General features: G+C 72.4%; 9 protein-coding genes. 3 read left to right on the forward strand and 6 right to left on the reverse strand.

Annotation, left to right across the window (positions count from 1 at the left end; all coding sequences use genetic code 11):
• Positions 1 to 2 precede the first annotated feature (2 nt).
• Entirely contained in the window at positions 3 to 926 is a 924-nt protein-coding gene (locus CS0771_RS37475) for a metallophosphoesterase (RefSeq protein ID WP_212845356.1), read from the forward strand.
• Here CS0771_RS37475 and CS0771_RS37480 read toward each other — a convergent pair.
• From CS0771_RS37480 to CS0771_RS37500, 5 genes are all read right to left on the reverse strand, one after another.
• On the reverse strand, positions 910 to 2,805 hold the full coding sequence (locus CS0771_RS37480; protein WP_212845357.1) for a hypothetical protein: 1,896 nt from the start codon (positions 2,803 to 2,805) through the stop codon (positions 910 to 912). The two genes, CS0771_RS37475 and CS0771_RS37480, sit on opposite strands and share 17 nt — an antisense overlap.
• 114 nt (positions 2,806 to 2,919) lie before the next feature.
• Positions 2,920 to 4,467: a DUF4139 domain-containing protein gene (locus tag CS0771_RS37485; RefSeq protein ID WP_212845358.1), complete on the reverse strand. Its 1,548-nt coding sequence runs from the start codon at positions 4,465 to 4,467 to the stop codon at positions 2,920 to 2,922.
• Between the two features lie 112 nt (positions 4,468 to 4,579).
• Positions 4,580 to 7,129, reverse strand: coding sequence for a glycoside hydrolase family 9 protein (locus tag CS0771_RS37490; protein WP_244871454.1), 2,550 nt, complete (start codon positions 7,127 to 7,129; stop codon positions 4,580 to 4,582).
• A gap of 285 nt (positions 7,130 to 7,414) precedes the next feature.
• On the reverse strand, positions 7,415 to 7,819 hold the full coding sequence (locus tag CS0771_RS37495; RefSeq protein ID WP_212845360.1) for a secondary thiamine-phosphate synthase enzyme YjbQ: 405 nt from the start codon (positions 7,817 to 7,819) through the stop codon (positions 7,415 to 7,417).
• Positions 7,820 to 7,860: 41 nt separating this feature from the next.
• Entirely contained in the window at positions 7,861 to 8,391 is a 531-nt protein-coding gene (locus tag CS0771_RS37500) for a hypothetical protein (RefSeq protein WP_212845361.1), read from the reverse strand.
• A gap of 204 nt (positions 8,392 to 8,595) precedes the next feature.
• Between CS0771_RS37500 and aceE the strand changes: the two genes are divergently transcribed.
• A complete protein-coding gene (aceE, locus tag CS0771_RS37505) occupies positions 8,596 to 11,331 on the forward strand; it encodes a pyruvate dehydrogenase (acetyl-transferring), homodimeric type (protein ID WP_212845362.1) in 2,736 nt (911 codons plus the stop codon).
• A 234-nt stretch (positions 11,332 to 11,565) separates the two neighbouring features.
• Positions 11,566 to 12,855 (forward strand): M48 family metalloprotease, encoded by a 1,290-nt coding sequence (locus CS0771_RS37510; RefSeq protein ID WP_212845363.1) that lies wholly within the window; start codon positions 11,566 to 11,568, stop codon positions 12,853 to 12,855.
• A gap of 24 nt (positions 12,856 to 12,879) precedes the next feature.
• Here the strand turns inward: CS0771_RS37510 and CS0771_RS37515 are convergent, their stop codons facing one another.
• A complete protein-coding gene (locus CS0771_RS37515; RefSeq protein WP_212845364.1) occupies positions 12,880 to 13,536 on the reverse strand; it encodes a ThuA domain-containing protein in 657 nt (218 codons plus the stop codon).
• Positions 13,537 to 13,594 lie beyond the last annotated feature (58 nt).

Genomic DNA, 13,594 nt, shown 5'->3' on the forward strand with positions numbered 1-13,594 from the left:
GCATGCTGAACCGGTCCCCCCGACTGCGGCGCGTCCTGCTGACCGCCACCTCGCTCGGCCTGCTCGCGCTGCTCGCTCCGCAGCCCGGCGCCGCCGCCCCCGTCCCGCGTGACGAACCCGCCGCCGCGCCGGCCGTGCTGGTCGGCGCGGGCGACATCGGCAGCTGCCAGAGCGACGGCGACGAGGCCACCGCCAAGCTGCTCGACCGGATCCCGGGCACGGTGTTCACCCTCGGCGACAACGCGTACGTCGCGGGCACCGCCGACCAGTTCCAGCGCTGCTACGAGCCCTACTGGGGGCGGCACAAGGACCGCACCAGGCCGGTCATCGGCAACCACGACATGCGCACCGACGAGGGCGGCCCCTACTACGACTACTTCGGCGACTCGGCCGGCGAGAAGGGCAAGGGCTGGTACTCCTACGAGCTGGGCGGCTGGCAGGTGGTCGTGCTCAACTCCACCTGCGACCTGGTCGACTGCGAGGAGGACTCCGAGCAGGCCGAGTGGCTGCGCGAGACGCTCGCCGAATCCGGCGCGAAGTGCACCGTCGCGATGTGGCACCACCCGCTGTTCTCCTCGGGCTGGAAGCACGACGCCGACCCGCGCGTGAAGCCGTTCTTCGAGATCCTCTACGAGCACGGCGTGGAGGTCGTGCTCAACGGGCACAACCACAACTACGAGCGCTTCGCCCCGCAGACCCCCGACGGCGAGTTCGACCGCGAGCGCGGCGTGCGCCAGTTCATCGTGGGCACCGGCGGCGGCGGGCTCAACGGGTTCGGCAAGGACGTCGACCCGAACTCACGCGCCCGCAACGCCGACACCTTCGGCGTGCTCAAGCTGACCCTGTACCCGGACTTCTACGTCTGGAAGTTCGTCGGCCGGCCCGGCAGCACCTTCACCGACACCGGGCTCACCGCCTGCCACTGACCGTCTCGAACCGCGCGCAGTGCGCCACGCAGGTCGTCACGGCCCCGTCCAGCACCAGGACGGGGCCGTCGTCGTCCGCGGCGACCATCATCCGGGGCAGATCCAGCGGGCCGGCCTCCGCCCAGGTGAACCCGGCCGGGCCGGTCTGGCAGCGGGCATCGAGGCAGCGCAGCACCGAAAGGACATACGGGTCCGGGTTCGGCGGGAGCCCTACGCACCACTCCATGCAGCTCTCCCGGCCGGGCCGGGACACCACGACGACGAGGCGGCCCTGCGTGTCGAGGCCCATGGCCTGCAGGTTCGGCGCACCCGGCAGGTCGCGCCACACCGGGGGCAGCGATTCGACCGCGAGCCGGTCGCACAGCGGCGTCACGCAGGCCGCCCGGAACACCTCGTCGGGCTCGCCGCCCCAGCCGCGGTCGTCGGTCCAGAAGAGCACCGGACCACCCCGCTCGTCGTACCCGACCTGGAAGTCCGACGGCGCGGCCGGCCACGACGCGCCCGCGGGGCGCTCGACCGGGATCTCGGCGCACGTCGTGCGGCACCACCAGGCGACCACCGGGTCGTTATCCCGGTCGGTGGAGGACGAGCGCCAGTAGACCTCCCCGACCACGAGCACGGCGTCCTCCGGCAGGGCGGCCACGGCGATCTCGTGCAGGCTGCCGCCGTAGGTCTCGAGGCCGAGGGTGCGCTCCGTGCACCGGTCGGCGGCGTCGCAGGCGGTGAGCACCGGCTCGCCCTTCTCGTGGTAGCCCAGCTCCGGCACGTACAGCATGAGGACGCGGCCGTCCGGGGTGACCGTGGCCGCGTCGAGCCGGCGCTGGACGACCTTCGCCCTGGTCCGGCTCGTGCAGGCCCTGTCGTGGCAGCGCGTCACCGCCTCGTTGTCGACGAGCACCGGCAGACCCGCCCCGGTGAGCCCCATCGCGTACGGCCAGGTCTGCTCCTGCTTGGTGTCCACCGCGGACAGCACCGGGCGGGCCAGCGGGTCGGCGAGTGCGGCCCCGGCCAGCAGGAGCACCGGCAGGGTGTACGCGAGCAGCCAGGCGCGCCGCAGCGCGCGCGGTCCGGTGCCCGCGAGCCGGGTCAGGCTCTCGTCCGCCCGGTTGACGTCGGCCGCCGCGCCCGGGTCGCCGGCCTCGCGCGGCGCGAGGTAGCGGCCCACCACCTCGTGCGCCTGCCCGGCGACGATCAGGGAGACGAGCAGCAGCTGCACGGCCGAGGTCAGTCCCAGCAGGACCGGCGCATACGCCGTCGGCACCGCGCCGACCGCCACGTCGCCCAGCAGGCTCACCACCACGGCGACCGGCAGCGGCAGGACCAGCAGCAGTGGCAGCGGCCCGTTCGGCACCAGGCGCCCCGCCCGCAGCGCGACCGCCCCGGCCACCGCCTGGCGCCCGGCGTTCTCCAGCAGCCGCAGCGGCAGCGCGGGCAGCCGCACCGTCAGCCGGTGCGCCTGCCAGGCGAGCAGCGGCGTCACGATCAGGAAGACCGGCCCCACGCCGAAGATGGTGAGATCGCTCCCGGCGAGCAGCCACCAGACGCCGTAACCGGCCGCGACGGTGAGCAGGTAGGGCAGCGCCCAGCGCAGCACGTCCTCGGCCCGGCGGATCGTCTCGCGCAGCGCGGACCCGCCGCTGACCGGAATCGAGCGCGCCCGGCCCGCCGCCACCAGCACGCCCGCCGCCATCGCGAACGCCCACAGCGGCACCCAGATCAGCATCCGCGGGCCGAGGCCGGTGCCGGGCGTGAACGCGCCCCCGGCGACGACCTCCGCCCGCCCCACGGCCAGGCCGTGGTCGATCAGCCAGGCCAGCGCGAGCGGTGCACCGGCGGCGAGCAGCAGGGCGCCCCGGTCGGGGCGGGCGGGGAGGGCCATGCACCGACGCTACGGATGCGGCCGGTCACCCACCGCCCCGCGACGGCCACGGTTCGGTATCGGCCCGGCCGCTGACCGGCCGGGCCGACGCCGTCCGCGCGGCGGGTCACGACCTCAGTCGCGCCAGCCGGAGATCTCCACGCCCTTGGCCGCCTCGACCCGCAGCGCGAACTGGATGTCCTGACTGGTGTTCGGGGCGAGCGCCAGCTTCCAGGTGTAGACGCCCAGCTCGGACCGCTCGGCAGGCTCCGGCTTCACGGCCAGCTCCTTCACCGTGATCTGCGGGTCGCGCGACACCGGCAGCTGGTCGAGCACGGTGACGCTGACCTGCCGCGGGGTGTGGTTCGCGATCGTGATCTTGTACTCGGCGTCGGTGCGGCGGCTCGAACCCAGCGTGGCCTTGCTCGCCGCGCGACGTACCAGCTCGCGCTCCACCCGCACCCGGTCGTCCACGCCCAGCGCCAGCTCCCGCTCCTCCTGCGGGGCCCACGGCTCCAGCCGGGTCGAGCCGACGAAGTCGCCCTCGTGGAACAGCGCCGCCGACCCGGCGGGCAGCGCGTGCGCGGAGGTGTTCAGCACCGTGGCGCGCAGCACCGCCTCCTCGGCGCGTACCGGCGCGGTGATGTGGTCGAGCTTCGCGGCCAGGTCGAAGCGCGCGATCAGGGTACGGTGCGCGGTCCCGTCGGCGGGCACCGCCACCGGCTTGAGGGGCGTGTACGTGGCCGCGACCGGCCCCTCCTCCACCGACGCCGCGGTCTCCCGCACCGCCGCGCGCGCTCGCGGCATGGCCTGCGGGGCTCCGCTCGGCGCCGGCGGCGCGGCCATGGCCATCGGCATCGGCGCGGCGGCGTAAGCCACGATCGGCCGCTCGACGTCGACGTACCACGGGTCCAGCTCGGGCACCTCCAGCGCGCCCGCCGGGCGGGCCGTGGAAAGTTTCAGCGCGCACTCGGGCCAGTCCTCGCCGGTGCGCTGGCTGATCATGCCGTGCCAGGTCAGCGTCAGCGCATCCCCGGCCAGCCGCAGGTCGTAGCCGCTGCTCCAGCTCGCACCGGGCGCCACGTAGGACAGCTCCAGCTCGATCTCGCCGTCCTCGTCGACCTCCAGCAGCACCTCGGCCAGCAGCCGGTCCGGCCGGGTCTTGCCGCGCAGGTCCACCAGGCGCCGCTCGGCGGCCTCGCGGCGGCGGTGCAGGTCCAGCCGCTCCCGCTCGCGCCGCCTGCGGCCCTCGTGCAGGGCGGTGAGCTGCTCGTCCAGCCCGTCGGCGAAGCGGGCCGCCGCGCTGGGCTCGCCGGTGGCCAGCGCACCCGCGCCGCGCATCGCCAGCCGCCCCAGGAACCGCTCCCGTGCCGTGGCCACGGCGTCGGCGTCGGTCAGCGCCGCGATCGCGGCCTCGATCTCGCGCAGCTCCGCCTCCAGCGCGGTGACCGCCGCATCGGAGGTCACCGGCTCGCGCCGGGTCACCACGTTCACCCCGGCCACCGCGGCCGGGCCGTGGCCGGACACCCGCACCGAGTCGCGCAGCAGGTTCAGCGGCAGCGGTCCCACCGGGACGCGGTGCTCGCCCGCGGGCAGCGTCACGGTGCCGCGCCGGGTCACCCGGGCCCGGTCCGGGAACACGGTGACGGCGACGATCGGGGCATCGAGGGTGTCATCGGTCATGAGAGCGAGGCTAGCCGAAGGCCGCTCACCCGGCCGGGGCAAATGGAGCGGGGCGGCCCCGGGGATGCCTGTGGGCACCGGGACCGCCCCGCTCTTCGGGGAGGAGGTGAGGTCAGGAGCAGGCCCGCCCGTTCAGGGTGAACAGGGCCGGGTCGGGGTTGGGGCCGGTCGCGGCGTCGCCGTTGAACCCGAAGGTCACCGACTGGCCAGGCTTGATCACCTTGTTCCAGGACAGGTTGGCGGCGCTCACCGTCGCCCCGCTCTGGGTCACCGCGGCGCTCCAGAAGTCCTCGACCGACTGCGCGCCGAGGAACGACCACCGCAGCGTCCACCCGCTGATCGCGGTGGAGCCCGTGTTCTTGACGGTGACCTGCGTGGTGAAGCCGGCCGGCCACTGGGCGTGCTTGGTGTAGGTCACCTTGCAGTTCGGCGCGGGCGCGGCAGTGCCGTCACCCTGGCCGGCCAGGAAGGCGGCGACCCACGCCAGCGGCGCGTTCCAGTTGATGGTCAGTTCGTTGGTCGACCACGACTCGATGTGGTCGATGTAGCAGAACTGCCCGACGCAGCCGGTCAGCTTCTGCTGCGCGACCGGGTCCTGGATGGACGAGTTCGGGCCGCCGGCCAGGGTGCCCTTCGGCGGGTTCGGCAGGTCCGGGTTCAGCTGGTGCGCGTACCACCGGCTGTGCTGGTTGTGCGCGTTCACCTCGCCGTAGCCGGTCACGTAGGACATGTTCAGCGCGTTGCGGCCGAACAGGTAGTCCGCGCTCTGCGCCACCGCGTCGGCGAACCGGTCCTCGCCGGTGATGTCGTACGCCGCCGCCAGCACCACCATGTTGTTGGCGATCTGGCTGCTGGAGCCCCAGTCGTAGGAGTTGTTCGCCGGCTGGTACGGCACCCCGTACGGGTGCGCGGTCAGCGCGGCGACGTACTCCTCCGCGCCCGACACGACCGAGGCGCGCACGGCGGCCCGGCCCGGCAGGGCGCTGGGCACCGTGGCCAGGTCCAGGCGGCCCAGCGCGGCCAGGCTCTGCCAGCCGAAGCCGTTGGTGCTCCACACGTCGGCCGTGTGCAGCGGCGAGGACGTGACGTCGGTCAGGTAGCCGCTCTCCCCCGTGGTCAGGTAGAGCTCGGCCGCCGCCCAGTAGAACTCGTCGGTCACGTTGACGTCGTCGTACGTGCCGCCGCCGGTGCCGTCGGACGGGCTGGCGTAGATCGCCGGGTGCGCCTTGGCCGCCGCGTAGGCGGTCTTGGCCGCGGCCAGGTTGCGGGCCGCGAAGGCGGCGTCGTACGGCGCGTACACGCGGGCCGCCTGCGCCGCCGCGGCGGCCAGGTTCAGCGTCGCGGCGGTCGACGGCGGGTGCAGCTCGCGCAGCTTGTCGTCGCTGTGCGGCAGCAGCGGCAGGCCGGTCCACTCGCTGTCGTGGATCTTGTGGTGGGCCATGCCGGCCAGCGGCTTACCGGCCGGGACCTGCATCTTCAGCAGGAACTCCAGCTGCCAGCGCGCCTCGTCCAGGATGTCCGGCACGCCGTTGCCGCTCTCCGGCAGGTTCAGCTGACCGTCGGGGAACGCCTGGGCGCTGGCCGCCCACTTGCCCCGCTCGAACTCGTTGACCAGCTGGAACACCGAGATGCCGCCGTTGACCACGTACTTGCCGTGGTCGCCCGCGTCGTACCAGCCGCCGGACACGTCCAGCGAGTAGTCGCAGACGCCGGGCTGGCACGGCACCGAGGTGTCGCCCTTGTTCGGCGCTACGCCGACGTGACCCGCCGGGCGGCCGTAGCCGGGCCGCAGGCTGTCGAGGATCTCGACGCCGCTGCGCTGGGTGTAGAAGAACTTCAGCGCGTCGTCACGCAGACCCGCGTAGAGGTTGCCGGCCAGGTCGAACGGGCGGCTGGTCTCCCCGTCGGCCACCAGCGTGAAGCCGGTGCCCGCGACGGCGTACGAGCTGAAGTCGATCGAGTGCACGTTCTGGCCGGAGCTGGCGTCCACGCCGCGCGGGGTGGTGTCGCCGCTGGCCACGACCGTGCCGTCGGCGTTCTTGAGCTGCCAGGGCAGGGCGGCCGTCGCCTCGGTGACCACCGTGGCGTTCTTCGGGCCCTTGGTCAGGTAGCCGACCTGGTTGACCCGGACGCGCGGGCCGGTGTCCGGCTCGTACACCTCCGGCTCGGCGCCGCCCTTCAGCGAGACGTCGTCCAGGCAGAGCCGCCAGGGGGAGGCACTGCCACCGATCTGAAACGCCACCTGCGCGTTCGGTAGGGAGACGGGCGCGGTGAAGGTGTACGAGAAGACGGTGGCAGTGCCGGTCATCAGCGGGTTCGCGGCGAGGTACTGCGTCCACGGGTCGACCGGGAGCTGGATCAGCGCCTTGCCGACGCGGTCCGGCGCCGCGGTGGCCTTGAAGCTGTAGGCGTACGTCTCACCGGCGACGAGCGGGATGTTGTCCTGGCCGATGATCACGTCCCAGGGGTTGGTGGTGCCGCCCGGGATGTCCGCGCACAGCTCGCCGCTGCTGGAGTCGAGCGTGATGTTGCCGGTGCCCCACCACGGGGCGTGGCCGGAGGTGAAGGTGCCGTTGACGATCTGCTCGGGCGGGTCGGCCGAGGCGGCGGCCGCGGTCAGGCTCGTCGACACGAGCCCCGCCACGGCGGCCAGCGCGATCAGAACGGGTCTACGCACAGCGGATCCTTTCCAGGAAAGCGATCGGGTGGTGCATCAGAAACCGGCAGGGCACAGCCGCAAGCTGGGAAAAGTCTGGGAGCGCTCCCATCTGCGCCCATGAATTATTGCCGCCTCGTTTCCAAGGTGTCAATCCACCGCCCAGTCCCGCCGGGCGGGACCTCAAGATTGCGTCGATCTTGCGCGAAGTGTTGCCCTTATCGGCGAGATGCCCGTGTCGCACCCACAGTTCACGCAAGATCAGCGCGGGAGAGGGGCGCGGGGGCGGGGTCAGCCGGGGAGGAAGGAGAGGCGGACCTGGCGGGTGGGGTTGTCGCCGTTGGTGTCGACGAGGCAGATGGACTGCCAGGTGCCGAGGGCTATGCGGCCGGCCAGGACGGGGAGGGTCGCGTAGGGGGCGACGAAGGCGGGGAGGACGTGGTCGCGGCCGTGGCCGGGGCTGCCGTGGCGGTGGCGCCAGCGGTTGTCGGCGGGCAGGACGTGCTCCAGGGCGGTGATCAGGTCGTCGTCGCTGCCGGCGCCGGTCTCGATGACGGCGATTCCGGCGGTCGCGTGCGGGACGAAGACGTGCAGCAGGCCGTCGCCCTTGTCCGCGACGAACCGGGCGGCCTCGTCGGTCAGGTCGACCACGGTGGCGCGGGAGCCGGTGCGAACGGTGAGCACGGTGCTGTCCATGGGGACACCGTAGGACAGCACCGCGGGGTGGCGGGCGCGGGTCAGTCGCCGCCGCCTCCGTCGCCCCCGCCGCTGTCGCCGCCTGAATCGCCCCAGCCGCCGCCGTCGTCGCTGTCGCCGTGGTCGTCACCGTCGTGGTCGCCGTGGTGGCCGTGCGAGTGACCCCGGCGGCGCCTGCGCGGCGCGAACAGGAGCACCAGGCCGAAGATCACGACCAGCGGGGCGGCGAAGCCGGCGACGCGCTCCAGGCCCGTGGGCGGCAGGAAGGCGTAGCCGTCCATACCCTCGATGATCGCGGCCTCGACGTCCGTGCCGGAGATCGTCTTCTCCGCCACGTCGGCGCCGACGAGGCGGCCGTTGACCCGCTGCGCGCCCTCCAGCCAGGAGGCGTCGCAGTTGCTGTAGATGCCCGCGAAGGGCGGGGCGAGCAGCCGCGCGCTGCAGATGGTGCTGTCACCGGACGGCCCCGCGGTCACCCGTTCCCCGCTCAGGTCGGCGACCAGAGGGAACGTCGTGTTGACGGCGAGCAGGAAACCGTATGCGATGAAGAGGAGACCGAGGAGTCGTCGCATGGCGGCACCCTAATCGGCGTCCGCCACCGCGTCCTCGCCATGGTCGCCAAGCCGACCCAAAAGTTACTGGTCAGTATGCGTGTCGCGTGTCGCATCGGATGGCGGTACGCGTGACGAACGCCCCATCGGAGGGGCAGGATGGGGCCGAACAGACAAACTCTGTTCGTCTAGACCGATCATCACTACAACTACGAGGGAACGCCTGTGGCCACCGAACGCAAGCGCCCGGTGATCAGCGACGGCCTGCCGAGCCAGCTCCCGGACATCGACCCGGAGGAGACGGCCGAGTGGGTGGAGTCGCTCGACGGAGTGATCGACGAGCGAGGGGCTAAGCGCGCGCGCTACGTGATGCTGCGCCTGCTGGAGCGGGCCCGCGAGCGCCAGGTCGGCGTGCCCCCGCTGACCACCACGGACTACATCAACACCATTCCCAGCGAGCGCGAGCCGTGGTTCCCCGGTGACGAGCACATCGAGCGCCGCCTGCGCGCCTACATCCGGTGGAACGCCGCGATGACGGTGCACCGGGCGCAGCGCCCGGGGGTCGGCGTGGGCGGCCACATCTCGACGTACGCGTCGTCGGCGTCGCTGTACGAGGTCGGTTTCAACCACTTCTTCCGCGGCAAGAACCACCCGGGTGGCGGCGACCACATCTTCTACCAGGGCCACGCCTCGCCCGGTATGTACGCGCGCGCGTACCTGGAGGGCCGCCTGACCGAGCACCAGCTCGACGGGTTCCGCCAGGAGCTGTCGCACCCGGGCGGCGGCCTGCCGTCGTACCCGCACCCGCGCCTGATGCCGGACTTCTGGGAGTTCCCGACGGTGTCCATGGGCCTGGGCGGCCTGAACGCGATCTACCAGGCGCGGTTCAACCGCTACCTGCACCACCGCGGCATCAAGGACACCTCGCAGCAGCACGTGTGGTCGTTCCTCGGCGACGGCGAGATGGACGAGCCGGAGACCCTCGGCGCGATCGGCCTGGCCGCGCGCGAGGAGCTGGACAACCTCACCTTCGTCATCAACTGCAACCTGCAGCGCCTCGACGGCCCGGTGCGCGGCAACGGCAAGGTCATCCAGGAGCTGGAGGCGTTCTTCCGCGGCGCCGGCTGGAACGTCATCAAGGTCGTCTGGGGCCGCGAGTGGGACCCGCTGCTCGCCGGGGACACCGACGGCGCGCTGGTCAACCTGATGAACACCACGCCCGACGGCGACTACCAGACCTACAAGGCGGAGTCCGGGGCGTACGTGCGCGAGCACTTCTTCGGCCGGGACGCGCGCACCCGCAAGATGGTCGAGCACATGTCCGACGACGAGATCTGGGGTCTCAAGCGCGGCGGCCACGACTACCGCAAGCTCTACGCGGCGTACAAGGCGGCGACCGAGCACACCGGTCAGCCGACGGTCATCCTCGCCAAGACCATCAAGGGCTGGACGCTGGGCTCGCACTTCGAGGGCCGCAACGCCACGCACCAGATGAAGAAGCTGACGCTGGACGACCTGAAGGGCTTCCGCGACCGCCTCTTCCTGGACATCCCGGACTCGGCCCTGGAGGCCAACCCGTACGAGCCGCCGTACTTCCACCCGGGCGCCAAGAGCGACGAGATCGGGTACCTGATGGAGCGGCGTGCGGCGCTGGGCGGCTCGCTGCCCTCGCGCAACACGAAGAAGAACCCGCTGCCGCTGCCCGAGACCAAGGTCTACGCCGACCTGAAGAAGGGCTCCGGCAAGCAGAAGATCGCCACCACGATGGCCTTCGTCCGCCTGTTCAAGGACCTGATGAAGGACAAGGGCATCGGCCACCGCTGGGTGCCGATCATCCCGGACGAGGCGCGCACCTTCGGCATGGACTCGCTGTTCCCGACGGCGAAGATCTACTCGCCGCACGGCCAGCAGTACACCTCGGTGGACCGGGAGCTGTTCCTGTCCTACAAGGAGTCCACCGCCGGGCAGATCCTGCACGAGGGCATCAACGAGGCCGGCTCGATCGCCTCGTTCACCGCGGTGGGCAGCGCGTACGCCACCCACGGCGAGCCGATGATCCCGGTGTACATCTTCTACTCGATGTTCGGGTGGCAGCGTACGGCCGACGGCCTGTGGGCGGCGGCGGACCAGATGACGCGCGGCTTCCTGCTGGGCGCCACCGCGGGCCGCACCACGCTCAACGGTGAGGGTCTGCAGCACGAGGACGGCCACTCGCTGCTCATCGCGGCGACGAACCCGGCCGCGGTCAGCTACGACCCGGCGTTCGGCTTCGAGATCTCCTACATCATGGAGGACGGCCTGCGCCGCATGTACGGCGAGCAGCCGGAGGACGTCTTCTACTACCTGACGGTGTACAACGAGCCGTACGTACACCCGGCCCAGCCGGAGAACCTGGACGTGGCGGGCCTGCTCAAGGGCCTGTACCGCTACTCCGAGTCGACCGCGCAGGGCCCGAAGGCGCAGATCATGGCCTCCGGCGTCGGCATGCAGTGGGCGCTGCGCGCCCAGCAGCTGCTGGCCGAGGACTGGGGCGTGTCGGCCGACGTCTGGTCGGCGACCAGCTGGGGCGAGCTGCGCCGCGACGCGGTCGAGGCGGAGCGGCACAACCTGCTGCACCCGGACCAGCCGGCCAAGGTGCCGTACGTGACCCGTGCCCTGGAGAACGCGGCCGGCCCGAAGGTCGCCGTGTCCGACTGGATGCGGGCCGTGCCGGACCTGATCTCCCGCTGGGTGCCGGGCAGCTACACCTCGCTGGGCACCGACGGCTTCGGCATGTCGGACACCCGCTCGGCGCTGCGCCGCCACTTCAACATCGACGCCGAGTCGATCGTGGTGGCCGTGCTGTCCCAGCTCGCCCGCGACGGCGAGGTCCCCGCCACGGCCCCGGCCGAGGCCGCCCGCAAGTACGCCATCGACGACGTCCTCGCGGCCCCCGCCGGCGAAACCGGCGGCGAGTCCTAAGAAAGGAAGGGCACCTTCTTATCGGTTTACGTATAGGAAGGGCACCTTCTTAACGCGAAGGCCTCGTGACCTGCTCGGTCACGGGGCCTTCGCCTTGCCGCCATCCGGTTCCGGTGACGCGCCACCCCGGGCTGCTGTGGTGCGGCATCCCGGATCGGCCGCACCCGATGGTGCGACGGCCCGGTGGCCCGAGCGGCCGTTGACCAAGGCCGAACGGGCTGGCACGATGCCGCGGTGTCGATCATCATGGCGCCCGGGGCCGCCCTGTGCCCGTCCTGCCACCACCGGCTGAGCACCGAGGGCGACGAGACGCCGTGGTGCGAGCGGTGCGAGTGGAACCTCGACCACCACCGCCCGCAGCTGGGCGACGGGCGGCTGACCGGTCTGCTGCGCCGGTGGTCGCACCGCATCGGGTACGAACTCGACACCGACCTGTACGCCGAGCTGGCCGCCCGCCCGCTGACCCGGCCCGGGGCCGGCGTCGTGTCGGCGGCGCTGACCGTGCTCTCCGTGCTGATCGTCGCCGTGCTGCTCGGTCTGGTGGCGGGCGGCGTGTGGCTGCTGGTCGAGGGCTGGTTCCTGCTCAAGGTCGTCGGCGTCGTCATGATCGGCTGCGCGGTGCTGTGCCGCCCCCGGCTCGGCCGGGTGGCTCGGGCGTGCCACGGCTACGACGAGGTCCGCCGGGACACGCACCCGGAGCTGTTCGCCCTGTTCGACCGGGTCGCCGCGGCGGTCGGCGCGCCCGTGCCGCACCTGGTGCTGCTCGGACCGGAATGGAACGCGTCGACCTGCGTGGCCGGACTGCGCCGCCGCCGGATCCTGACCCTGGGTCTGCCGCTGTGGACCTCGCTGCGCCCGCAGGAGCGGGTCGCGCTGCTGGCCCACGAGCTGGCCCACTTCGTCAACAACGACAACCGGCGTACGCTGCGCACCCAGCTCGCGCTGACCTTCTTCGGCAACGTCGCCGAGCTGCTCAGCCCTACGGAGGTGGCGTCCGAGAAGGACGAATCCGAGATCGCCGCCGTGGCGCGGCTGGGCGGGCTGTTCGTCGTGCTGCTCTGGCCGCTGTCGCGGGCGGCGTGGCTGCTGCACCTGTTCCTGCACGTGCTCGGGGCACGCGACGCGCAGCGCGCCGAGTATCACGCCGACGACCTCGCCGCCCGGGTCGCCGGGAGCGCGGCGGTGGTGTCGCTGCTGGACACGGCCGCGTGCGTACCCCTGCACCTCACCGTGGTGGGCAGCCGGGCCCGCGCGGGCGGCCTCGCCGCGCAGTGGCGCGAGGCGGTCGAGCAGGCCCGGGTCGCGATCGAGCCCCGGCTGGGCCGGCTGCGGCAGCTCACCCGCCGCCGCGACGCCTCGCCGTTCAGCTCGCACCCGCCCGCGGGGCTGCGGCACCGGATGGCCTGCGCGCAGCCGTACCGTACGCCACAGGTGGTGCTCACCGAGGCCGCCGCCGAGCGGCTGGACGCGGAGCTGGCCGGGTTCGAGGAGCGCTACCGCCGGGTCATCGCCGCGAGCTGGTGAGCCCCGCCGCGAGGCTGCGGCGGATCAGCGGGCGGCCCAGGTCAGGCCGCGTTCGGTCAGTGCGCGGATCTCGGGCACGTCGAGGTCGGGCAGGTGGTGGCCGACGGTGGAGACGAAGATCCGGCCCGCGCCCCATCGCCGGGTCCACACGGCGGGGTGGGTGACCGGCTCGTGCCAGGGCTCGCCGTCCTCGACGGGGAAGGTGATGGTGGCCAGCACGTCGCTGAGCGGGTCGGCGAGCAGCCAGTAGCGCTCGGTGTCCAGCTCGACCGTGCTGATCCCGGCCACGATCGGGTGATCCGCGCGCTCGGGGCGCACGGTCAGCGTGTGCGGGACGAAGTCGCCGGGGTGGCAGACGAACCAGCCGCCGGTCAGCCACTGGTAGCGCCGGTCGGTGAAGGCCGCGACGATGCCGCCGTGCCAGCCGGCCAGGCCGGTGCCGGCCCGCACCGCCGCGTCGAGGTTCTCCGCCCGGCGCGGGGTGAGTTCGTCGTTGCCCGCGGTCCAGCAGTTGACCACGAGGTCGGTACGGGCGAGCAGCGCCGCGTCGTCGTACACGGCCAGGTCCTCGGCGATCTCGACGGAGAAGCCCTGCTCCTTGAGGTACGGCAGGAAGCTGTCGGTGGTGCCGACCGGGTCGTGGAAGTCGGCCCCACCCCGGACGATCAACGCGGTAGGCATGGCGCACAGGGTAAACGGTTTCCGCGCTCCCACAGAAGTCCCACGGCCCGGCGGCTCC

It is taken from the genome of Catellatospora sp. IY07-71 (genome assembly GCF_018326265.1).
Classification (GTDB): Bacteria; Actinomycetota; Actinomycetes; order Mycobacteriales; family Micromonosporaceae; genus Catellatospora.